19 protein-coding genes are annotated in these 21,690 nt (G+C 72.9%); 11 read left to right on the top strand and 8 right to left on the bottom strand.

From position 1 onward, the window contains the following. Positions 1-10 precede the first annotated feature (10 nt). The 7 genes from tatA to ACIA8R_RS46590 all read left to right on the top strand — a co-directional run bounded on the left by tatA (position 11) and on the right by ACIA8R_RS46590 (position 8,390). Entirely contained in the window at positions 11-370 is a 360-nt protein-coding gene (tatA, locus tag ACIA8R_RS46560; protein WP_357706940.1) for a Sec-independent protein translocase subunit TatA, read from the top strand. A gap of 34 nt (positions 371-404) precedes the next feature. Further along, positions 405-1,274 carry a twin-arginine translocase subunit TatC gene (gene tatC, locus ACIA8R_RS46565; RefSeq protein ID WP_357706939.1) on the top strand — a complete coding sequence of 290 codons (870 nt, stop codon included), beginning with the start codon at positions 405-407 and terminating at the stop codon, positions 1,272-1,274. 16 nt (positions 1,275-1,290) lie between these two features. Next, a complete protein-coding gene (locus ACIA8R_RS46570; protein WP_364095653.1) occupies positions 1,291-2,178 on the top strand; it encodes a YegS/Rv2252/BmrU family lipid kinase in 888 nt (295 codons plus the stop codon). A 79-nt stretch (positions 2,179-2,257) separates the two neighbouring features. After that, positions 2,258-4,984: a DEAD/DEAH box helicase gene (locus tag ACIA8R_RS46575; RefSeq protein WP_357706937.1), complete on the top strand. Its 2,727-nt coding sequence runs from the start codon at positions 2,258-2,260 to the stop codon at positions 4,982-4,984. A gap of 591 nt (positions 4,985-5,575) precedes the next feature. Next, a complete protein-coding gene (locus tag ACIA8R_RS46580) occupies positions 5,576-7,225 on the top strand; it encodes an ABC transporter ATP-binding protein (RefSeq protein WP_397044290.1) in 1,650 nt (549 codons plus the stop codon). A gap of 278 nt (positions 7,226-7,503) precedes the next feature. Beyond that, entirely contained in the window at positions 7,504-8,073 is a 570-nt protein-coding gene (locus ACIA8R_RS46585) for a helix-turn-helix domain-containing protein (protein ID WP_357706934.1), read from the top strand. Positions 8,074-8,219: 146 nt separating this feature from the next. Then, entirely contained in the window at positions 8,220-8,390 is a 171-nt protein-coding gene (locus ACIA8R_RS46590) for a hypothetical protein (RefSeq protein ID WP_352331507.1), read from the top strand. Between the two features lie 76 nt (positions 8,391-8,466). On the opposite strand, the gene ACIA8R_RS46595 is transcribed toward ACIA8R_RS46590, so the two are convergent. Further along, positions 8,467-9,882 (bottom strand): RNB domain-containing ribonuclease, encoded by a 1,416-nt coding sequence (locus tag ACIA8R_RS46595; RefSeq protein ID WP_397044371.1) that lies wholly within the window; start codon positions 9,880-9,882, stop codon positions 8,467-8,469. A 36-nt stretch (positions 9,883-9,918) separates the two neighbouring features. Further along, positions 9,919-10,251, bottom strand: a complete 333-nt coding sequence (locus ACIA8R_RS46600; RefSeq protein ID WP_397044293.1) for an STAS domain-containing protein — start codon at positions 10,249-10,251, stop codon at positions 9,919-9,921. Between the two features lie 265 nt (positions 10,252-10,516). Between ACIA8R_RS46600 and ACIA8R_RS46605 the strand changes: the two genes are divergently transcribed. Then, positions 10,517-12,637: an alpha-galactosidase gene (locus tag ACIA8R_RS46605; protein WP_397044295.1), complete on the top strand. Its 2,121-nt coding sequence runs from the start codon at positions 10,517-10,519 to the stop codon at positions 12,635-12,637. Between the two features lie 20 nt (positions 12,638-12,657). Here the strand turns inward: ACIA8R_RS46605 and ACIA8R_RS46610 are convergent, their stop codons facing one another. The 5 genes from ACIA8R_RS46610 to ACIA8R_RS46630 all read right to left on the bottom strand — a co-directional run bounded on the left by ACIA8R_RS46610 (position 12,658) and on the right by ACIA8R_RS46630 (position 17,717). Beyond that, complete coding sequence (locus ACIA8R_RS46610; RefSeq protein ID WP_364095668.1) at positions 12,658-13,278, bottom strand: hypothetical protein; 621 nt, start codon at positions 13,276-13,278, stop codon at positions 12,658-12,660. Further along, complete coding sequence (locus tag ACIA8R_RS46615) at positions 13,265-14,824, bottom strand: substrate-binding domain-containing protein (RefSeq protein ID WP_397044297.1); 1,560 nt, start codon at positions 14,822-14,824, stop codon at positions 13,265-13,267. Before ACIA8R_RS46615 ends, ACIA8R_RS46610 begins: the two co-directional genes overlap by 14 nt. Then, the gene (locus tag ACIA8R_RS46620; protein WP_364095674.1) at positions 14,821-15,960 is read right to left on the bottom strand and encodes a toxic anion resistance protein; all 1,140 of its coding nucleotides are present in this window, start codon (positions 15,958-15,960) and stop codon (positions 14,821-14,823) included. Before ACIA8R_RS46620 ends, ACIA8R_RS46615 begins: the two co-directional genes overlap by 4 nt. A 41-nt stretch (positions 15,961-16,001) precedes the next feature. Beyond that, positions 16,002-17,081, bottom strand: coding sequence for a hypothetical protein (locus ACIA8R_RS46625; RefSeq protein ID WP_397044299.1), 1,080 nt, complete (start codon positions 17,079-17,081; stop codon positions 16,002-16,004). 237 nt (positions 17,082-17,318) lie between these two features. Beyond that, positions 17,319-17,717 carry a hypothetical protein gene (locus ACIA8R_RS46630; protein WP_357706924.1) on the bottom strand — a complete coding sequence of 133 codons (399 nt, stop codon included), beginning with the start codon at positions 17,715-17,717 and terminating at the stop codon, positions 17,319-17,321. A gap of 167 nt (positions 17,718-17,884) precedes the next feature. Here ACIA8R_RS46630 and ACIA8R_RS46635 point away from each other — a divergent pair, with 167 nt between their 5' ends. The 3 genes from ACIA8R_RS46635 to ACIA8R_RS46645 all read left to right on the top strand — a co-directional run bounded on the left by ACIA8R_RS46635 (position 17,885) and on the right by ACIA8R_RS46645 (position 21,006). Beyond that, entirely contained in the window at positions 17,885-19,585 is a 1,701-nt protein-coding gene (locus tag ACIA8R_RS46635; protein WP_397044301.1) for an FUSC family protein, read from the top strand. Between the two features lie 83 nt (positions 19,586-19,668). Continuing rightward, entirely contained in the window at positions 19,669-20,172 is a 504-nt protein-coding gene (locus tag ACIA8R_RS46640) for a MarR family transcriptional regulator (protein WP_357706922.1), read from the top strand. A 186-nt stretch (positions 20,173-20,358) separates the two neighbouring features. Then, the gene (locus ACIA8R_RS46645; RefSeq protein ID WP_364095685.1) at positions 20,359-21,006 is read left to right on the top strand and encodes a DedA family protein; all 648 of its coding nucleotides are present in this window, start codon (positions 20,359-20,361) and stop codon (positions 21,004-21,006) included. Here ACIA8R_RS46645 and ACIA8R_RS46650 read toward each other — a convergent pair. Beyond that, the gene (locus ACIA8R_RS46650; RefSeq protein WP_357706919.1) at positions 20,950-21,690 is read right to left on the bottom strand and encodes a GntR family transcriptional regulator; all 741 of its coding nucleotides are present in this window, start codon (positions 21,688-21,690) and stop codon (positions 20,950-20,952) included. The two genes, ACIA8R_RS46645 and ACIA8R_RS46650, sit on opposite strands and share 57 nt — an antisense overlap.

Below are 21,690 nucleotides of genomic sequence, written 5' to 3' on the forward strand. Positions count from 1 at the left end.
AGGACGTTTCATGTCGAACCTTGGAGTTCCCGAGCTCCTGATCATCGCAGGCGTGCTCGTCCTGCTGTTCGGTGCCAAGAAGCTGCCCGATGTGGCCAGAGGCGTCGGCAGGTCGCTGCGCATCTTCAAGTCGGAGACCGCCAAGCTCCGCGATGACGACGACGACACGCCCCACACCACGGTCCAGGCCCAGGCGGCTCCGGCTCCGGCTCCGGCGCAGCAGCCCGCGCCGCAGCCGATCACGCCCGCCCCGGCCCCCGCTCCCGCCCCGGCCCCCGCGCTGTCGGCCGAGGAGCAGGCCCGCCAGCTAGAGGAGCAGGCCGCCCGGCTGCGCGCCAGCGCCGCCGCCCAGGCCGACAAGCAAGGCTGACCCCCCTTCCTCCTCCCTCACCCCTGGACTGCGAATGGCGCTGCTCAAACGGTCGAGCGATTCCGGATCGGCCCCCGACCCCGAGGGCCGGATGCCGCTCATGGAGCACCTGCGCGAACTGCGCAACAGGTTGCTCATCGCGGTTCTCGCGGTGGTCGTGGGGATCGTCGTCGGCTGGATCCTGTTCGACCCGGTGTGGGAGGCGCTGCGCGCCCCCTACTGCGAGACGGTGCAGTCGCGCCAGCTCAACGGTCACTGCAGCCTGGTCTACAACGGCATCTTCCAGTCCTTCTTCATCACGCTGAAGGTCTCGGCGATGGTGGGCGTCGTGGTGGCCTCACCGGTCTGGCTCTACCAGATCTGGGCCTTCGTCACCCCTGCCCTCTACCGCAACGAGAAGCGCTACTCGATCGCCTTCCTCGGGCTGGCGGTCCCGCTGTTCGTGTTCGGCGCGGGCCTGGCCTACGTCATCATGGACACCAGCCTCGGCATCCTGCTGAGCTTCTCCCTTGAGGACACCGTCGCGACGATCTCGATCGACGAGTACCTCGACTACGTCCTGATCATGTTGTTGATCTTCGGCGTGTCGTTCGAGCTGCCGCTGCTGCTGGTCTTCCTCAACGTCATCGGCGTCCTGTCCCACGCGGCCGTCAAGAAGCACCGGCGTACGGTGATTTTCGCGATGTTCGTGTTCGGGGCGGTCATCACCCCCGGTGGCGACCCGCTCACCATGATGGCGCTGGCCGCGCCGATGATCATCCTGTACTTCCTCGCCGAGCTCTTCATGTACGCGCGGGAGCGCCGCAGACCCGCGGGCGAGGACTTCTCGCACCTGTCCGACGACGAGGCCTCCCCGCTGGCGGACGTCCCGCCGGAGGCCGAGGATTCCGATGGCGCCCGATAGGCGATAGGTTCCGGGCGTGGCCCCCCAAATCGCCCTGCTCGTCAACCCCGCCGCGCGCGGCGGGCGCACCCTGCGACTGCTCGAACCCGTCGCCCGCCGGTTGCGGGCCGGCGGCGCCGAGCTGTCGGTGATCGTCGGCTCCGACGCCGCCGACGCGCTCGAACGTGCCTGCACCGCCGTCGCCGAGCGTCCCGACGCGCTGGTCGCCTTCGGCGGCGACGGGCTGGTCCATCTGGCCGTCCAGGCCGTGGCGGGCACCGACGTGCCGCTCGGCATCATCCCGGCCGGCACCGGCAACGACTTCGCCGCCGCCCTGGGCCTGGCCCACCGCGACCCGCTGGCCGCGGCCAGGACCGTGCTGCGGATGCGGGCCCGGCCGGTCGACGCGGCCCGCGTCCGGGCGGGGGAGTCGGAGGAGTTGTTCGCCGGGGTGCTGTGCTGCGGCTTCGACTCGCGCGTCAACGAGCGCGCCAACCGGCGCACCTGGCCGCCGGGCAAGGGCCGCTACCTGGTGGCGGTGGCCGAGGAGCTGCGCGCTTTCCGGCCGATCCCGTTCCGGGTCACGCTCGACGACGGCGAGGTGGTCGAGCAGGAGGCGATGATGGTGGCCGTGGCCAACACCCGCTCGTACGGGGCGGGCATGCGCGTGTGCCCCGACGCCTCGCCCGACGACGGCCTGCTCGACGTGATGATGGTCGGCGCGGTGTCCAAGGGCGAGTTCCTGCGCGTCTTCCCCGGCGTCTACCGGGGCACGCATGTGGGCCATCCTGCGGTGTCGGTGCGGCGGGCCCGCCGGGTCACGCTGGAGGCGTCCGACGTGGTGGCCTACGCCGACGGCGAGCGCGTGGGGCCGGTGCCGGTCACCTGCGAGATCCAGCCCGGCGCGCTCCGCGTGATCACTTGATCTACAACGTAAAGGCCGTTCGCCGTGGGCCGAGTCCGCCGGGACGGACCGGAATGGCGATTTCGGTAGGGTGACGGGTATGACAACGCCAGCGGAACGCTACGCGGCCTTCCGTCAGAAGCACGGGGACGACGGAGGGGCGCTGAGAACGTTCCGCGGCCTCTACGACTTCGAGCTCGACGACTTCCAGCTCGACGCCTGCCGGGCCCTGGAGGCCGGCGACGGCGTCCTGGTGGCCGCGCCCACCGGGTCGGGCAAGACGGTCGTCGGTGAGTTCGCCGTCCACCTGGCCCTGGAGCAGGGCCGCAAGTGCTTCTACACCACCCCCATCAAGGCGCTGTCCAACCAGAAGTACAACGACCTGGTCAAGCGCTACGGCACGGCCAAGGTCGGCCTGCTCACCGGCGACAACAGCGTCAACGGCGAGGCCCCGATCGTGGTCATGACCACCGAGGTGCTGCGCAACATGCTCTACGCCGGCTCGGCCACCCTGGCCGGGCTCGGCTTCGCCGTCATGGACGAGGTCCACTACCTGGCCGACCGCTTCCGCGGCGCGGTGTGGGAAGAGGTCATCATCCACCTGCCGGAGTCGGTGCGCCTGGTGGCGTTGTCGGCGACCGTCAGCAACGCCGAGGAGTTCGGCGAGTGGCTGGGCGAGGTGCGCGGCGACACCACGGTCATCGTCGACGAGCACCGGCCGGTGCCGCTGTGGCAGCACATGATGGTCGGCAACCGCATCTACGACATGTTCATGACCGACGACCTGACGCTGCGCATCAACCCCACGCTGATGCGGGTGACGCGCGACGCCGAGCGGCTCATGGCCGGGCGGCGCGGGCGCGGCGGCTACGGCAAGGTCCACCGCTCGCGGCCGCCCGACCGGGCCCAGGTGATCGAGAAGCTCGACTCCGAGGGGCTGCTCCCGGCGATCACGTTCATCTTCTCGCGCGCCGGCTGCCAGGCGGCCGTCCAGCAGTGCCTGCACGCCGGGATCCGGCTGACCACCGACCGTGAGCGCCACGAGATCAGGCAGCTCGTCGACGAGCGCACCGCGCACCTGCCCGACGAGGACCTGGCCGTGCTGGGCTACCTGGAGTGGCGCGACTGCCTGGAGCGCGGCCTGGCGGCCCACCACGCGGGCATGCTGCCGGCGTTCAAGGAGGTCGTCGAGGAGCTGTTCACCCGCGGCCTGGTCAAGGCCGTCTTCGCCACCGAGACGCTGGCGCTCGGCATCAACATGCCCGCCCGCAGCGTGGTGATCGAGAAGCTCGACAAGTGGAACGGCGAGACCCACGCCGACCTCACCCCGGGCGAGTACACCCAGCTCACCGGGCGGGCCGGGCGGCGCGGCATCGACGTCGAGGGCCACGCGGTCGTGCTGTGGCAGGTGGGCATGGACCCGCTGTCGGTGGCCGGGCTGGCCGGCACCCGCACCTACCCGCTGCGCTCCAGCTTCCAGCCGTCCTACAACATGGCCGTCAACCTGGTGGGCCAGTTCGGTCGCGAGCGCGCCCGCACGCTGCTGGAGGAGTCGTTCGCGCAGTTCCAGGCCGACCGGGCGGTCGTGGGCCTGGCCAAGCAGCTGCGCAAGCACGAGGAGGCCCTGGAGGGCTACCAGGAGGCCATGACGTGCCACCTGGGCGACTTCCCCGAGTACGCCGCGCTGCGCCGGCGCCTGTCGGACCGGGAGGCCGAGCTGTCCAAGCAGCGCGGCGCGGCGCGGCGCGCTGCCGCCGCGCGCTCGCTGGAGGCGCTCCAGCCCGGCGACGTGATCCGGGTGCCGGGCGGGCGCAGGGCGGGCCTGGCGATCGTGCTCGACCCCGGCCGCAACCCGCGCGGCCAGGGCCCCAACCCGCTGGTGCTGACGATCGGCAAGCAGATCAAGAAGCTCGACCCGGCCGACTTCCCGGTGCCGGTCGAGCCGCTGGAGAAGCTGCGCATCCCCAAGAACTTCAACGGCCGTTCGCCGAAGGAACGCGCCAACCTGGTCTCCACCCTGCTGGCCAAGATCGGCGACCGCGACCTCGGCAAGCCGGCCAGGGCGCGCGACCACTCGATCGAGGACGACGAGGTCAACGAGCTGCGCCGGCTCATCCGCCAGCACCCCTGCCACGGCTGCGACGAGCGGGAGGACCACGCCCGCTGGGCCGAGCGCTACTACAAGCTGCAGCGTGAGACCGAGGGGCTGCGCCGCCGCGTCGAGGGCCGCTCCCACGTCATCTCGCGCACCTTCGACCGCATCTGCTCGGTGCTGGAGCAGCTCGGCTACCTCGACGGCGAGACCGTCACCGACGAGGGCCGCCGCCTGGGCCGCCTCTACACCGAGCTCGACCTGCTGACCGCCGAGTGCCTGCGCGGCGGCCTGTGGGAGGAGCTCGAACCGGCCGAGCTGGCCGCCTGCGTGTCGGCGCTGGTGTTCGAGTCACGGCAGTCCGACGACGCGCGCCGTCCCAAGGTGCCCGCCGGGCGGGCCCAGGACGCGCTGTCGTCGATGATCCGGCTCTGGGGCGAGCTGGAGGGCATCGAGTCCGACCACGGGCTGTCCACGATCCGTGAGCCCGATCTGGGGTTCGCGTGGGCGGCTTTCCGGTGGACCAAGGGCCACAGCCTCGACGCGGTGCTGATGGAGGGCGTGGCCGGCAACGAGCTGGCGGCCGGCGACTTCGTACGGTGGATCAAGCAGCTGATGGACCTGCTCGGTCAGCTCGGGAACGCGGCCCCCGAGGGCAGCAAGATCAAGCAGACCGCGGGCAAGGCGATGGACGCCATGCGGCGCGGCGTGGTGGCCTACTCCTCGCTCACCTGAGCCTCTGCGCTCACCTGAATCCCCTCGCATCACCTGGGTGTGCGGGAATGTCCGCGAAGGGCGGGCGGATCCGGCCGGATCCGCCCGCCCTTCGGGTTTTCCGATTAGGTGAGAACCAGTTCTGAGTAGCATCTTTGAGCGTTCCGTGACCGCTATTAGCGGATTTGGCGATTTACGGCTCATTTAACGGGCCTTCGGAAGCGCCTTTGTGGCCGGGATTCACCGGTCAAGTCTCGTATTAACAGCCGAACTTCTGGTGATTTGCCGTGAATTCGTGGGTATCGTCCCATTTGTCGAATGGAACAGCCATACGGGGGAGGAAGATATGGCTAGCAACCAGCTGACCCAGGCCGGCTTCCAGGAGTCCTGGCGCTGCCGTAGGCGCCGGTGGGCCCGCCGCCGCTGCTGCAACTTCCGCAGGTGGTGGGGCTGGGGGTGGTAGAGCAACCCCGTGAGAGCCGGCGGCCCAGCCGCCGGCTCTCCCTTGCGCTCTCCGGCCGTGAACTCGCTCCCGCAGTGTCTATTCGCCGAACCTTTCGCGAGTTCTGGCCGGACACGAAAGGCCTGCGCCGGTTTTTCGCGTGTGGCGTGGTGTTCGCCGTCCTTGCAGCACTCTGTGAGGTCGCCGCGATCCGCCTGTTCGGGCACATCACCGACGACGTGCTCGCCACACGGGATCTGGACGCCTTCTGGGCGCCCGCCTTCACCTGGCTCGGGCTCGCCGCCTTCGCCGGGGTGACGTCCTTCGTCGGGACGTACGCCACGGCGTACGGCGCGGAAAGATTCCTGCTGGCCCTGCGCGACCGCGTGTTCGCGCACATCCAGACCCTGTCGCCGGACTTCTCGGAGAACCGGCGGCTCGGCGACCTGATGGCCCGGCTGACCGACGACATCCAGGCCATCGAGGAACTGATCGGCTCCGGCCTGGTCAAGCTGTTCACCACGGCGGCCAGCGCGATCTTCTTCGCCGGCGCCGCCTTCTTGATCCGCTGGGACCTCGCCCTCGTCACGGTGGCGCTGATCCCGGCGTTCCTGGTCGTCTCGAAGCTGTTCGCGGCCAGGTTCAGGACGGCGGCGGCCCGCGAGCGGCTCAGCAACGGCGCCATGAACAGCGTGCTGGAGGAGGGCCTGGCCAACCAGGCGCTCGTCCAGGCCTACAACCGGCAGGGGGCCGAGTCCGGGCGCCTGCACGGCGAGGGCCGGCGCTGGCTGCGCGCCAACCTGTCCCAGGCCTGGCTGTCGGGGCTCTACCAGCCCGTCGTCCAGGTCATCGAGACGGTCTGCCTGATCGTCGTCATCGGATTCGGCGCCTGGGAGATCGTCTCCGGACGGCTCACCCTGGGCGGCCTGCTCGCCTTCGCCGCCTACCTGGCGATGCTCTACCCGGCCGTGCAGAGCCTGGGGGAGCTCGCGCTGACGGTGTCGGAGGCGGCGGCGGGGTCCGACCGCGTGATCGAGGTCCTGCGCGCCAGGCCCCTCGTCACCGACCCCGAGGGGGCGGTGGCGTTGCCCGGCCGGGCCGAGGGACGGGTGGAGTTCGACGGCGTCGGCTTCACCTATCCGGGACGCACGCGGCCCGCCCTGCGCGACGTGTCGTTCACCGCCGGGCCCGGCGAGCTGATCGTCTGCACCGGGCCCAGCGGGAGCGGCAAGTCGACGATGGCCAAGCTGCTGCTGCGCTTCTACGACCCGGGACAGGGACGCGTCCTGCTCGACGGCCGCGACATCCGGGGCCTGACGCGGGAGTCGCTGCGTGACAGCGTGGCGATCCTGCACCAGGAGACGCTGCTGTTCTCGGGGTCCGTACGCGACAACATCGCCTACGGCCGGCCGGGCGCCTCGCTCGACGAGGTGATCAGGGCGGCCGAGGCGGCCGGCGTGCACGACTTCGTCAAGCTGCTGCCCCAGGGGTACGACACCCCGGTCGGGCAGCGGGGCCGGCTGCTGTCGGGCGGCCAGCGGCAGCGGATCGGGATCGCCAGGGCCATCCTGCGCGACGCGCCCGTCCTGGTGCTCGACGAGCCCATGACCGGGCTGGACGACGCCACGGTCGCCCAGATCATGAAGCCGCTGCGGCGGCTGATGGCCGGGCGCACCACCATCCTCATCACGCACGACCTGCGTCACGTGCCGGAGGGCGCGCGGATCGTGGAGGTGGAGCCGGTGCCTCGCGAGGAGCGGATCCGGCTCAAGCGCGTCGGCTCGTTCGGCCTCCGGCCGCGCCTGAGCACGCCGCCCTGACGGCCCGGTCCTGTCGGCCCGGTCCTGTCGGCCCGGTCCTGTCGGCCCGGTCCTGTCGGCCCGGTCCTGTCGGCCCGGTCCTGACGGCCCGGTCCTGACGGCCCGGTCCTGACGGCGACGTCCTTGTGGCACGGTCCGACGGCACCGCGCCGAAGGTCCGCGCGGGGTCCCAAGCGGCCGCCCCTCCTGGCTCCGGCCAGGGCGGGCGGCCGCGCCACGCCGGGCTACCGCCCGGTAGAATCGGAGCCCTCCCTCCGCTTGCCGAAGGCAGGTTCCCCGTGGGCGACGACCACCGCTCCGCCCGGCCGTTACGCGCCGACGCCCGCCGCAACCGCGAGCGGGTCCTGCAGATCGCGCAGGAGGCGCTGGCCGCCGACGGGCTGACCATCTCCCTCGACGAGATCGCCCGCCGCGCCGGGTTCGGGGTCGGTACCGTCCACCGGCACTTCCCCACCAAGGAGGCGCTGCTGGAGGCGGTGCTGCTGGGCCGGGCCGAACGCTTCGTGGCCGACGCCCGCGCGCTGGCCACCGCCGAGGACGCCGGGCGGGCCTTCTTCGGCTGGTTCCGCCGGGTCGCCGAGCAGGCGGCGGCCAACCGGGCGCTGTGCGACCTGCTGGAAGGCGGCGCGGGGCTCGGTTCGGTCCTGGAGGCCGACTTCGCCGACGCGCTCGGCCGGCTGCTGGCCCGCGCGCAGCGCGCCGGGGCCGTACGCCGGGAGCTGTCCGCCGACGACGTGCGCGACCTGCTGCGCGGAGCCCTGGCGGCCGAACGCCACGCGCGGGCCAGGGGCGCGGCCGGGCGGATGGCCGCGGTGGTCTGCGACGGCATGCGCGCCGGGACCGACTGACCGGCCGGTCAAGCTGGTGTCGTCATATGGCTACAGATCGTCACCCTCGGGGCAGTTTCCCAGCTGAACCCGGCGGACATCCCCAAGGCGTAGGAAAGGGATTCCCGCGCGTCGCGCCGGGGTCCGGTCAGCTCGGGAGGTAGCCCGTGTTCGCTCTCATCGCCGCCCTGTTCTTCCTGCTCGCCCTGATCTTCGACATCGCCGGCACGGCCGTCGGCAACGTGCTCACCGCGGGCACGCTCACCACCGCCGGGCTGCTGTGCGTCGCCCTCCACCTGCTGGGGGTCGGCGCGGGATGGTCGCCGCTCAAGCGGTGAGCACAGGGCCACCGGGGCCGCGCGCGAGGTCGTCCGCGCGCGGCCCTCACCATGCCCGTGGGGTAGGCGGGCGGTCTCAGGCCAGGGTGAAGCGGACCTCGCGGGTGGCCGGGTCGGCCTGCGTCAGGCGTACGGTGACCCGCTCGCCCAGGGGCAGGACGCCGTCGCAGCGGGCGATCACGGCCGGGTCGACGAGCTGCACCTGGCCGCCGCCGCGGCGCTCGTCCACGTCGATCACCATCGCCTCGAACGACTGCCCGATCCGCTCCCGCAGCAGGAACGCCTCCACCAGGTCCACGCAGGCCCGGTCGACCGCCCCGGCGCGGCGGCCGGTCACCGACATGATGTCGGGCAGCAGCGGCAGCGCGGCCCGTACGTCGGAGGGCACCGGCTCGCCCGCCGCGACCGCCAGGCACACCTCGGTCGCGTACCGGTCCACCAGACGCCGCAGCGGAGCCGTGACGTGCGCGTACGGCGCCGCCACCGCCGCGTGCTCGGCCAGCTTGGGCGGCGCGCCGTCGAAGGCCGCGTACCCGGCGCCGCGCAGCAGCACCTTCGACTCCTGCAGGAACGCCGCCTGCTGCGGGTTCTTCGGGTCGAGGTCGTGCACGACCGCCCCGTAACCGGCGCCCTCGGGCCACGGCACGCCGAGCGCCTGCGCGACCCTGCGCACCTTGGCCAGGTCGTCCGGCTGCGGCGCGGGCAGCACGCGCAGGATGCCGACCTCGGCGTCCAGCATCATCGAGGCGGCGGCCATGCCGGTCAGCAGCGAGATCTGGGCGTTCCACGCCTCGGCGGGCAGCGGCACGCGGAACTCCAGCCGGTAGCCGCCGTCGCCGTCCCGGACGACCTCCTGCTCGGGCGTGGGCAGGGTGACGCCGCCACGCGCCCGCTCCAGCCCCAGCCGCAGCGCGCCGATCTCGGCCAGCAGGCCCAGCGTGCCGTCGGCGGTGGCGGTGTCCACGGCCGCCTGCACGTAGGCGTAGTCGAGCCGCTCGCGGCTGCGCACCCGGGCGCGCTGCACGTCCGCGCCGATGATGCGGGCGTCGGCGTCGAGGTCGATCCGCCAGACCGCGGCCGGCCGGGTCGCGCCGGGCAGCAGGCTCGCCGCGCCCTCCGACAGCACCTTGGGATGGAGCGGCACCCTGCCCACCGGCAGGTAGACCGTCTCGCCCCTGGTGCGGGCCTCGGCGTCGATCGGGCCGCCGGGCCGGACGAAGGCCCCGACGTCGGCGATGGCGTACCAGACGCGGTAGCCGTCGCGCAGCCGTTCCAGGTGCAGGGCCTGGTCCAGGTCCATCGAGCCCGGCGGGTCGATGGTCACGAACGGCACGTCGGTCAGGTCTTTGGCGTCCAGCCTGGGCACCTGAGCCACCCAGTCGGCCTCGTCGAGCACGTCCTGGGGGAACCCGGCGGGCAGCCGCTGCTCGCGCAGCACGCGGTCGAACCCGTCCTCCAGCCTGGCGGGGATCGGGCCAGGAACCTGAATCATCGACACGCCCACAACCTACTCAAGGCGGGCCTACCGTTACGACTGGGGCGTCAGGTGCGCGTCGAGGCCGGTGATGCGCAGCAGGCGCTTCATGTTGGGCGGGACGTTGGCCAGCCGCACCCTGGTGTGCCCGCGGGCGGCCTGGTTGTGCACGGAGACCAGGATGCCGAGCCCGGCCGCGTCGATGAAGGACAGGCCACTCACCTCGATGACCACGGACATGTCCGGCCGGCGCGCCCGCCCGGCCTCCTCCAGCACGCCGAGCAGGTGGCCGCGGACGGCCTCGGTGGTGGCGATGTCGAGCTCTCCGGACAGGGAGACGGTCACGGTCGTGTCGTGGCGGCTGGTGGTCAGGTGAAGAGAATCCATGTCGGCTCCCCGCTGTTGGTCCGGGCGGGGGAAAGTGCTGCTGACTACGGGGACCCGCCCCTGGCCGAAGACGCCGGATGCCATGATGCGTCACGCAGCGCTACGGTCTGTTTCCGAAGAGGAGTGTACATGCCCTCCTGTCCGGGCTCGCGGAGCAGGCCCCCTTTCTCTCCTCCGCCGCCCAGGGGCCGGAAAGGCCGGGCAGCCCGTCACGGCGGGCCCTTGCCGCGCCAGCCGGGTAACGTCTCGTCTCACGTGATATTTCATGTGTTTTCTCGACCTAGAGGAGCGTGACGTGCCCCCCGTCATCCTTTCCGCGGCCGGCTCGGCCCTGGTGCTCGACGACTCCGGCCCCGGGCTGCCGCGGGTGCGGCATTTCGGCGCCGACCTCGGGGCGGTCACCGGCGCCGACCTGCTGCCCGCCCTGCTGTCGCTGACCCCTGCCCTGTCGCTGCTGCCCGGCCAGGACGAGTCCTGGTTCGGCCGGCCGGGGCTGTCCGGCGACCGGGCCGGCGAGCACTGGCCGGTGCGCTGGACCGCCGAGAACGTCGAGACGGCGGCCGAGCCGGGCGCCGGCGGCCGCGTCACCGTCGCCGCCGTGGACGCCGAGGCGGGGTTGCGGCTGCTCAGCGAGCTGGTCATGGACGCCTCCGGCGTCGTGACGATGCGGCACACGGTGACCAACACCGCCGCCTCGCCGTACCGGCTGCAGGGGTTGGTCTGCGCGTTGCCGCTGCCCGCGCGGGCGGGGGAGCTGCTGGACTTCACCGGACGGTGGGCGCTGGAGAAGGTGCCGCAGCGCCGGGAGTTCGGGCAGGGAGTGTGGTCGCGGGAGAACCACCGCGGACGTACCGGCCACGACGCGACCGGCCTGCTCGTCGCCGGCACGCCCGGCTTCGGCTTCCGCGCCGGCGAGGTGTGGGCCGTGCACGCCGGGTGGAGCGGCGGCCACGTCCACTACGCCGAACGGCTCGTCGAGGGCCAGGCCGTGCTGGCGGCCGGCGAACTGCTCGAACCCGGCGAGATCACCCTCACCCAGGACGAGAGCCACACCACCCCGTGGGTCTACTTCACCTGGTCCGGCAGCGGCCTGGACGAGGCGAGCGGCCGCCTGCACGACCACCTGCGCGCCGCCCGCCCGCTCCCGGTACGCCCGGTCACCCTCAACAACTGGGAGGCCACCTACTTCGACCACGGCCTCGACCGGCTGCGCGACCTGGCCGACAAGGCGGCCGCCGCGGGCGTCGAGCGGTTCGTGCTCGACGACGGCTGGTTCCGCCACCGCCGCCACGACCGCGCCGGCCTCGGCGACTGGTACGTCGACGAGGACGTGTGGCCCGACGGCCTGCACCCGCTGGCCGAGCACGTACGCAAGCTGGGCCTGCAGTTCGGCCTGTGGTTCGAGCCCGAGATGGTCAACCCCGACTCCGACCTGGCCCGCGCCCACCCCGACTGGATGCTCGCCCGCGCCGCCCGGCCGCCCGTGCTCTGGCGCAACCAGCAGGTGCTCGACCTGGCCCGGCCCGAGGTCTACGACCACCTCCTCGACCGCCTCGACACGCTGACCCGCGAGTACGCGCTCGACTACATCAAGTGGGACCACAACCGCGACCTGGCCGAGCCCGTCCACGACGGGACGCCCGGCGTGCACGCGCAGACGGCGGCGGCCTACCGGCTGATCGACGAGCTGCGCCGCCGCCACCCCGGGCTGGAGATCGAGTCGTGCTCGTCGGGCGGCGCCCGCATCGACTACGGCGTCCTGGCCCGCACCGACCGCGTCTGGGCCTCCGACTGCAACGACGCCCTCGACCGGCAGGCCATCCAGCGCTGGACCGGGCTGCTGGTGCCGCCGGACCGCATGGGCTGCCACGTCGGCGCGCCCCACGACCACATCACCGGCCGCGCGCTGCCGCTGGCGTTCAGGGCGGCGACCGCGATGTTCGGCCACATGGGCGTGGAGTGGGACCTGACCTCGGCGAGCCCGGAGGAGCTGGCGGAGCTGGGCGTCTGGATCGCGCTGCACAAGCGGCTGCGGCCGGTGCTGCACGCGGGCCGGGTCGTGCGGGCCGACCACCCCGACCCGTCGGCGCTGCTGCACGGGGTCGTGCTGCCCGAGCGGGCCGTGTTCGCCTGCGTCCAGCTCACCAGCCGCGTCGCCGTCAGCCCCGAGCCGCTGCGGCTGCCCGGGCTCGACCCGGACGCGCTCTACGAGGTGCGCGCCGCGGGCCCGCTGCCGGAGGGCGCCGGGCTGCCGCAGTGGGTGTTCGCGCCGGCCCGGCTGCCGGGCGCGGCGCTGGCCGAGCTGGGCCTTCCCGGCCCCGCCCTGCGCCCGGCGTCCGCGCTGGTCTTCGAGCTCGAACGGGTGACCCCGGGAGCGCAGGACTAGGACAGGGCCCGGGGCAGAGGTCAGTCCAGGTCCAGGTCCGAGCCGCCGAACCGGTCGCGCAGGAAGCGGCCCTGGTCGCGCAGCGCCTGCTCGTCACCCCGGTGGACGGCGTCGGCGACCTCCCGCAGGCGGGCGTCCAGGAGGGCGAGCTGGGACAGCAGCTCCTCATGGGCGCTGCGCTCCCGGCCGGCCCGCCGGGTCAGGGCGTACCCGCGCGGCAGGTTCGCGTACGCCTCCAGGCCGGCCGGCAGGTAGCCGCGGATCGTCCGGGACACCACGTGCAGCTCGTCGGGGGAGGCGGCCAGCTGCTCGGCCCGGCCCAGCACGCCCCTGACCACCTCGGCGATGCCCTCCACGGCCAGGTGCACGTCGGCGGGGAAGCGGCCCTCGATCCGGCGCAGCAGCGCGTCGAGGTCCGCCCGCAGTGCCGACGTCTCCATCTCGGCGTGCGAGACCCTCAGCCGCAGGCGCTCGGGCGGGGCCAGCAGGGCGCCCGCGCCGTACAGGGCCGCCACGACCACCGGCCAGAACGCGCCCGCCAGCCCTAGCAGGTGCGCGGCCAGGCCGAGCAGCGCCAGCAGGCAGCCCGCGATGTTCCTGGTCGAGCCCAGGTAGCGCAGGACGCGCTCACTGATAGCCACGGATCTCCTTGAAGGCGCCGCTCAGCGACGTCGAGCGGGCGTCGAACACGGCCCCGCCCGTCAGCGCCGCGATCCGGCGCATCTCCCCGTCGTCGCTCTCGCCGAACAGCACCACGAACGTGGGCGTGCGCCGCCGATCCTCCGGCAGCGCGCGGTAGCGGGACTCGAAGGCGGCGTAGTCCGAGCCGTCGGTGTTCTCGCCGTCGGTCATCAGCACGATCGAGCCGTAGTGGCCCGGCGGGACGGGACGGTCGTAGGCCGCGGCGAGGCTGTCGTAGATCGCGGTGCCCCCGTTGGCCTGCAAGCCCTCGGCGAACTCCTTGATGCGCGCCAGGGCGTCCGCCGGGTCGCGCTCGGGGACGGTGAACGGCACCGGCGTCCCCGGCCGGTCGTTGAACGGGATCATCGTCACCGACTCCCGGCCGCGAAAGCGCGAGAACGTGCCCGAGGCCGAGGTGTCGGCGCCGGTCAGCGCCACCAGCGCCTGCCGCAGCGCGTCGATCCGGTCGCCCCTCATCGAGCCGGAGGTGTCCAGCACGAACCGCGCCTCGGCGGGGACGCGCACCCGGTCGAGGTAGGTGGCGATCAGCTCGTCGGCCGTGCCGCGCCGGTTGGGGAAGGGCAGCTCGATGAGCTGGGCCGCGCCGGAGCGCGGATCGGGGGCCACGCCGGGCGTGATCGGCCGCCGGTGCGTGCCGGTCACGATCTCCCGCTGCACGGCCGGGGTGCGCAGCCAGGCCGCCAGCTTCCCGTACAGCCGCCGTTTGGGCTCGGCGGCCGAGGCGAGCAGCGTCAGCGGGTAGTCGGCGCTGACCACGCCGTCGTCGGGGTAGACCAGCGTGACCGGGTCGCGCAGGCCGAGCAGGACCGACTCGTAGTTGACCATGCCGTCCACGTCCGGGTCGCGGGCGTAGGCGTCGGCCAGCCAGCCCGACGAGCCGGCCGTCAGCCGCTGCGCCGAGAAGAAGTCCTTGAGCCGGGGCGTCACCGCGCGGGCCTGCTCGGCGCTGAGCGCGCCGTCGGCGCCGGAGAGCGCGGCGGCCACCCCGACCAGGGCCGAGAACCCCGAGTTGGACGAGGCCGGGTTCGTCATCCCGAAGCTGAACCGGCCCTGCCTGGCCGCCGCCGCGATGTCCGACCACGACACCCGGCCCTTGTCCCAGCCCAGCTCCCGCGCCTTGGCGGGCTTGAGGCCGAGCACCACCGGGGACACCATGATCTTGGTCTGCGTGGACAGCCTGGCCGGGGCGCCGTCGATGAGCGACAGGTAGCGGTTGGAGGAGAACCAGGTCGCGTCCAGCTCGCCGTCGGCCCGCCCGCCCGCGACCCGTTCGGCGCCGTCCAACGTGCCGGTGTACGTCAGCCGCACCCGCACCCCGACCTCCGCGGCGGCCTTGCCGAGCAGCGGTTCGAGGTCCTTGATCTCGCTGCCGGCCAGCACCCGCAGCACCTCGGGGCCGTCGGCGGGCGGCCCGCCGTCGCCGGACCCACAGGCGGTGGCAAGGAGCAGGACGGCCGCGAGTGCGCACCCGGCGCCGCGCCTCACGCCGACTCCCGCGAACGCTCCAGGTACGTGCGGGCGTGCTCCAGCTCGGCGCCCAGGCTGTCCACCGTCGCCGCCATGTTGTCCACGGCCTTGGCGCGGAAGGCGTCGATCGTGTCCATCGTGGCGTACACGTTGTCGAACGCCTGCCGCAGCGTGTCCAGGTCCACGGTCGTCGAGGCGGCCTGGTTCTGGATCGCGCCCGCCTGCGTGCGCAACATCTCGCTGGTGGCCAGGATGAGGTCGCTCGTGGTGGCGTTCAGCGCGGTGATCTGGTCGAGCACCAGCTTCTGGTTCGCCAGCGCCTGCGCGACCGTCACCGCCGTGCGCAGCGCCGCCACCGTGGTCGTGGCCGCCCGGTCCACGCCCTTGCTGAGCTCCAGGTTGTTCTTGCGGACCAGGTCGAGCGCCAGGTAGCCCTGCGCGGAGACGGCGAGCTGGGTGAGGAGGTCCTGGTGCTTCTGGCGCACCGCGAACAGCGCGTCGGAGCGCAGCGCCGTGGCCCGCTCCTCGTCGGCCAGGGCGATGCGCTCCTCCAGGGCCGCGTCGATGGCCTTGGCCATGACCACGTACTCCTGGAGGCGGGTCATCGTCTCCCACAGGTTCGCCTTCTCGCCCTCGATGGCGGCGTTGTCGCGCAGCAGCTCGTCCTGGCCGGACCTCAGCGCCCGGATGATGTCGTCCAGGTGCCGCTGCGCCGAGTGGTACTTGGCGAAGTAGTCGCGCAGCCGGTCACCGAACGGGATCAGCCCGAGCAGCCTGCGCGTCCCGCCGGACGCCTGCTTGGGGTCCAGGTCCACCACCGTGCGGCGCAGCGCCACCAGGTCGGCGGCCACCCTGGCCTGGGCGTCGGCGCCCTCGCCGCGGGCCGCGTCCAGGGCCGCCACCGGACGCTTGAGCATGCGGTTGGCCGCCTGCGAGGCGGACCTGATCTCGGTGTCGCCCATCGAGGCGATGTCGTGCACCTTGCGGCCGAACTCCGGCGAGCGCGGGTCGAGGCCGCTCAGCTCGCCGGCGAAGTCCTGCGCCCTGGCGGCCAGCTCGGCCGCGCGCCCGTCGGGCAGGGGCAGCATGCCGGCCGCCGTCTCGACCGGCACCGGCTGGACCGGCGCGGGCGGCGTGAGCACCAGATCGGACACGTCGGAGTTCTCCTTGCTGAAAGGGGCCGGAAGGGGCGCGTTCACGGGCGGGAGGCGTCGATCGTGGTGATCAGCTTGTCCAGGCGCTCGTAGACGGGCGGCTCGACCACGTCCACCAGGTCGGCGACCGGCGCGCCCGCCGCGGCGGCCCGGTCGGCGAACGCCCGCGGGTCGGCGGTGCGGAAGCCGTGCGCCGCGGCCAGCGAACGCAGCTCGGGGTCGCCGGTCAGCAGCTCGCCGACACGGGCGCCGGGCGCCGACAGCGGGACCAGGGTGTGCTTGCTGAGCACCGTGGGAGAGGGGTAGACGAGCCGCATGTCGGGCCTGATCGCGCCGTCGCGGGCGAAGACGTGGGAGAGGTACTGCGCCTCGTACACCACGAGCATCGGCGTCTTGCCCGCGCCCAGGGCCAGATAGTCGTCGAAGGAGGCTTCGCTCGTGGTCTCGGAGAAGCCCTGGTCGAGGACGACGGGGGTGAGAACCGGGGCGATCCGGGCGATCTGCGCGTCGGAGGTGATCACGTTCTCGCCGTTGGCGACGTAGCCGAGAGCCGCCAGGTACATGGCCGCACTGTTGGACGTACGGATGTCGGTGGTGGTGAGCAGCACCCGCTTGCGAGCCCGGTAGACATCGTTCCCCGGAATTTGATCCCAGCGCGTGCCTTTAGCCGTTAATTCCAGATATTTCTTTATATCGAGTAGTTGGGGGCCTTTGCTGGAATTGTTGAGCAGGCCCGCCTTGGCCAGCAGCTTCGTGATGGGCTCGAACGTGGCGACCGCCATCGGCGAGTAGAACGGCGAGAACGTCGTCGTCGCGCCCCGGGCGCGCTTGATCTTCTCGGCGGCGGGGGCGCTGGAGGGGAAGGCGAAGGCATACCGGCCGAGGTCCACGTCCGTGGCGATCTGGCGGGAGCCGGCGGTGTCCACCTCGACCCGCAGGCCGTGCCGGGCGAAGGCGGCCCTGACCGCCGGGTCGTCGAAGAACGGCTTCTTCTCCGAGCCGATGACGCCGCGTACCACGGACGGTTCCGGCGCTTCGGGCCCGCGGTTCCCCAGGACGACCGCGACCACCGCCACCCCGGCCAGAACGGCGGCCAGGACGACGCCGATCCACCGCTTCATCGCACCCCATTTCGCGAGATATCCCCCATGAGAGGGATTATGGGAGTGCGGTTGTCGGGCGAGCGTCCCGGAAAGGCGACCTTACGGCAGAATTCACCCGCCGTTCACGAGAGCCCGCGCGGCGGTCCTGCCGTGACCGCCCGGCGGTGTTCCAGGCGGATGTTCACGGCGGTTTCCTCGGTGACGTTCTCGATGGTGTTCACGGCGGCGTACGCGACGGTGGTCGCGGTGGCGTGCTCAGTGAGTGGCCGGGCGCCAGGGGGCGTCGGCGGGGGAGGGGCGCCAGGCGGCCCAGTCGATGCGCACGCGGTCGGGCCGGGCCGGGTCCACCTTCACCGGCAGCACCGCGCCCGGGACCACCAGGCCCATGGGGACGCGCGGCAGCGTCTGACGGTGGGCGACCCGGTAGGCGGGGCCCTCGTCCGGCTGCACCACCAGGCCGAAGCTGACGACGGGCTGGTCGTTGACCGTCATGTGGGTGTCGGCCATCGACTCGACCACGGCCAGCGCGGGAATCCCGGTCGCCAGGAGCCGCTGCCCGTTCCTCGCCATGATCAGGAACGGCACGCCGACCGCGGCCGTGATCAGCGTCGTCCCGGCGATGATCGCCACAGCCAGCAGGGTTCCCGTGGTCACTGTGCTTCCCCAGTTCTGTCCTCCGCCCGGTGCGCGGGCGGCTCGTTCCGTCGGATTCCGAAGGAGTTTCTAGCCGGGACGGCTTGACCGCCGCTTGATCACCGGTTGCAGGATCCGCCATCCACCTGGTTTATTTCACAGGTAAAACACCTGGTAAACTTTTAGGGATGTCCAGTGCCCTCCGATCCCCAGCCCTGCCGTCCCCGTCCCCGCCGTACGGGCGTCGTGCGCGCCTGCCCGTGCGCGCCGCGCTGCGCCTGGGGCCCGTCGGCGACATCTGGCACAAACCCGCTCTCAGTGCCGTCGCCGCCCTCGCCGTCCCGTTGGTCGCCCTCCTCTGGGCCGGGCGGCTCGACCTGGTGCCGTACGCCGCCGCGGGCTCGATGTGCGCCCTGTACGGGCACGGCCTGCCGTACGCGGCCCGTGCCAGGGCGCTGGCCTGGGTGGTGCTGGGCATGCTGTCCGGCACGGCGGTCGCGCTGGTCACCTCGTCACTCACCGACTCGGTCGCCGTCCGGGTGGCGGTGGCCGCCCTGCTGGCCGGGCTGCACAAGGCGGTCTGCGACGCCACCCGGATCGGGCCGCCGGGGAACGTGGTGCTCACCTTCGTCGCCGCCGGTGCGGTCTTCGTACCGCAGCAGCTGGGCGACGTACCCGCGCACGTGGGCCTCGGCGCGCTCGGCGGGCTCCTGGCCTGGACGGTCGGCATGGCCCCCGGCCTCCTGCGTCCCGACGGACCCGAACGCGTCGCCGTCGCCCGCGCCCTCGAATCCACCGCCCGCCTGCTCCGGACCGTCCCCGAAACGGGTGACCTCCCCCGGGAGCGCGAGACCCACGAACGGCACCAGGCGCGCCATGCCGCCGCGGCGGCGGTCAACGCCGCCTGGCAGACGCTCCTGAGCTCCGGCGTCCCCGCCCGGCGGCGCGAGACGCTGTCCCGGCTGCTGATCCGCGCGGAGTCGGCGGGCGCGGGCGCCGCCGGGGAACCGATCGGCTGCGCCGACAAGCTGACCGGCTGGGCCCGCGACCTGCGTGAAGGCCGCCCGCTGCCGTCCCTGCGCGAGGTCGCGCCGCCCGCGGCCGAGCGGGCCGAACTCGCCGGCATTGCCGCCGAGCAGGGCGGCCGGGCCGGTGCCGCGCGGGTGGCCGCCGAGGTGGGAGGGCGGCGGCGTGCCGTGGCGATGGTCTTCGCCGAGGTGGGAAGGCGGTGGCGGGTGGTGGCGATGGTGTTCGCCGGGGCCGCCGCGGCCGGGTGGGGCTCGATGGCCCTGGGGGTGGGCAGGCCGTACTGGGCGGTGGTGACGGCGGCCGCCGTGTTCGCGGCCAACACGACACTCTCCTGGAGCCGCGCGCTCCAGCGCGTCGTCGGCAACCTGCTCGGGGTCGGGCTGTTCACCCTGGTGGCCCCCGTGACCCGGCTGGGGGCGGTGGCGCTCGTCGTGGCCGTCCTGGGGCTGCAGTTCGCCACGGAGGCGGCGATCACGCGCAACTACTGGCTGGGAAGCGTGTTCGTCACGCCGATGGCCATCCTCATGAGCGAGTTCGCCGGGACCCGGCCGGTGGCCGAGCTGGTGGCCGACCGGTGGCTGGACACGTGTGTCGGCGCGGCGGCCGGCCTGCTGGCGTGCGTGCTGGTTCCGGACAGGCGGGCGGCCCGGCGCGTACGGGCTGGGCTCCTGCGCCTGGAGCGCATCCTGGAGGAGCCGCCGGAACCGGACGAACGGGACCGGCTCCGCGCGGCGCTGGTGGAGGTCCGCGAGGCCGCCGACGTCGCGGCGGGCGAGTGGTGGAGCGGGGCGCTGCCCCACGAGCGCGTCGCCGCCGCCGAGCGCGCGGGCCACCGCAGGCTCGCCACCCTGTACGCGTGACCGCCCCGGCCGCGCCCGCCCGGCGGCCCCGGCGCGTACGATCGGAGCCACCGGAAGATCGTCACGAGGAGAGGAACGACCACGTGGAGGACGCCGTCGCGAAGGCGTTGCGGCAATGGCGGCAGGTCCTTCCCGACGCCGACCTGGACACGATCGCCGTCATCGGCAGGCTCAACCGGTGCGCCGCGCTCCTGCAGCAGGCCGCCGACGCCCCGCTCGGACGCGCCGGCGTGAGCCGCCCGGAGTACGACCTCCTGTGCGCCCTGCTCCGGGTCGGCGGCGAGCTGACGCCGGGCAGGCTGGCCCGCGAGACGTTCGCCTCGGGAGCCGCGGTGACCAAGCGGGTCAGGCGGCTGGAGGAGATCGGGCTCGTCGCCCGGCGGGTGGACGAACGCGACCGCCGCGTCGCCCACCTCTCACTGACCGAGCGCGGCAGGGAGCTGATCCTGCGCCTGCTGCCCGAGCAGCTCGACTACGAGACCGAGCTGCTGGCCGGGCTTCCCCGCGACCGCGAACGCCAGCTCGCCGACCTGCTGGCCGACCTGCTGCTCGTCCTGGAGGGCCGCCTCGGCGGCCTGCTCGGCTGACAGTGATGATGGAGGTGAGCGCTTCCCGCCGGCCAAACCTAGGGCCTCGCCCCGGACAGGCCGAGCGCCTCGTCCCGGACGCCCATCCCGCCCGCCTGCCGCCTCCCAAGGGCCGGAGGTGGCGCGGGCGTGCGTTCCGGGTGGCGGACGGACGGAGGAGGCGGGGCGCGGGGTTAGGGTGGCCGCGTGCATATCGACGAATGGCTGCAAGCGATCCCCGCCGCCTGGTTGTGCGCGATGGTCGCGCTCGTGATCGGCCTGGAGAGCCTCGGCATCCCGCTGCCCGGCGAGATCGTGCTCGTCAGTGCCGCCATTCTGTCCGCCAAGGGCGTGGTGAGCCCGGTCGCGGTGGGCCTGTGCGCGAGCGCCGGGGCCATCGTGGGCGACTCGGCCGGTTACGCCATCGGGCGCAAGGGCGGCCGCCGGCTGTTCGACCGGCTGGGCCGGCGTTTCCCCCGCCACTTCGGCCCCCGCCACGTCGCGAAGGCCGAGAACTACTTCCACCGGTACGGCGTCTGGGCCGTGTTCGTCGGCCGTTTCATCGCGCTGCTGCGCATCCTCGCCGGGCCGCTGGCGGGGGCGCTGCGCATGCCGTACTGGCGGTTCGCGGTGGCGAACGTGCTGGGCGGCATCGTGTGGGCGGGCGGCACCACCGCGGTGATCTACTATCTCGGGATGGTGGCCGAGAAGTGGCTGAAGGGCTTCTCGTGGGTCGGGCTCGGGGTGGCCGTGCTGTTCGGCATCGGCACCACGCTCTACCTCAAGCGCCGCGCGGCCTCAGCGCTCGATGAGGGTGACCTCAAGGGAGTAGTGCGAGGCCCGATAGACGTGTGAGCCGTGCTCGACGGCCCGGCCCTGGTCGTCGTACGTCGTCCGGACCATGGTGAGCAGCGGCGCGCCGCGGCGCTCGTCGAGCAGCTTGGCCTCGACCTGGCCGGCGGCGCGGGCTCCGATGCGCTGGTTGGCCACCCGCATGCGCACGCCCGCGCCGCGCAGCAGCTCGTACAGGCCGCGGCCCTCCAGGTCGGCGGAGGAGAGCGGCGCCAGCCCCAGCGGGAGCCAGTTGTGCAGGACGGCGAGCGGCTCGCCGGCGGCGAAGCGCAGGCGTTCGAGGTAGAGGATCTCGGTGCCGGGCTCGACGCCCAGGATGGCCGCCTTGTCCTCCTCGACCGGCCGCGGCTCCAGCGCGAGCACCTGCGTGGCCGGCTCCTGGCCCGCGCGGCGCAGGTCGTCGTAGAGGCTGGTCAGCTCGACCGAGCGCTTGACCTGGCCGTGGACCACCTGCGTGCCGACGCCGCGCTTGCGCACCAGCAGGCCCTTGTCGACGAGGTATTGGATCGCCTGGCGGATCGTCGGCCTGGACAGGCCGAGCTTGTCGGCGAGCAGGATCTCGTTGTCCAGCCGGGAGCCGGGCGTCAGGTCGCCACGCCGGATCGCCTCGGCGATCTGCTCGGCCACCTGGAAGTAGAGCGGCACGGGGCTGGACCGGTCCAGGTCGATGGCCAGGTTCGGGGTCAT

It is taken from the genome of Nonomuraea sp. NPDC051191 (genome assembly GCF_044455665.1).
GTDB lineage: Bacteria > Actinomycetota > Actinomycetes > Streptosporangiales > Streptosporangiaceae > Nonomuraea.

What these genes read in the sequence shown, in the direction of transcription:
- tatA (WP_357706940.1), top strand. Translation starts at nt 11, where the DNA reads ATGTCGAACCTTGGAGTTCCCGAGCTCCTGATCATCGCAGGCGTGCTC.
- tatC (WP_357706939.1), top strand. Translation starts at nt 405, where the DNA reads ATGGCGCTGCTCAAACGGTCGAGCGATTCCGGATCGGCCCCCGACCCC.
- ACIA8R_RS46575 (WP_357706937.1), top strand. Translation starts at nt 2,258, where the DNA reads ATGACAACGCCAGCGGAACGCTACGCGGCCTTCCGTCAGAAGCACGGG.
- ACIA8R_RS46595 (WP_397044371.1), bottom strand. Translation starts at nt 9,882, where the DNA reads ATGATTCAGGTTCCTGGCCCGATCCCCGCCAGGCTGGAGGACGGGTTC.
- ACIA8R_RS46600 (WP_397044293.1), bottom strand. Translation starts at nt 10,251, where the DNA reads ATGGATTCTCTTCACCTGACCACCAGCCGCCACGACACGACCGTGACC.
- ACIA8R_RS46605 (WP_397044295.1), top strand. Translation starts at nt 10,517, where the DNA reads ATGTGTTTTCTCGACCTAGAGGAGCGTGACGTGCCCCCCGTCATCCTT.
- ACIA8R_RS46625 (WP_397044299.1), bottom strand. Translation starts at nt 17,081, where the DNA reads ATGAAGCGGTGGATCGGCGTCGTCCTGGCCGCCGTTCTGGCCGGGGTG.
- ACIA8R_RS46635 (WP_397044301.1), top strand. Translation starts at nt 17,885, where the DNA reads ATGTCCAGTGCCCTCCGATCCCCAGCCCTGCCGTCCCCGTCCCCGCCG.
- ACIA8R_RS46650 (WP_357706919.1), bottom strand. Translation starts at nt 21,690, where the DNA reads ATGACCCCGAACCTGGCCATCGACCTGGACCGGTCCAGCCCCGTGCCG.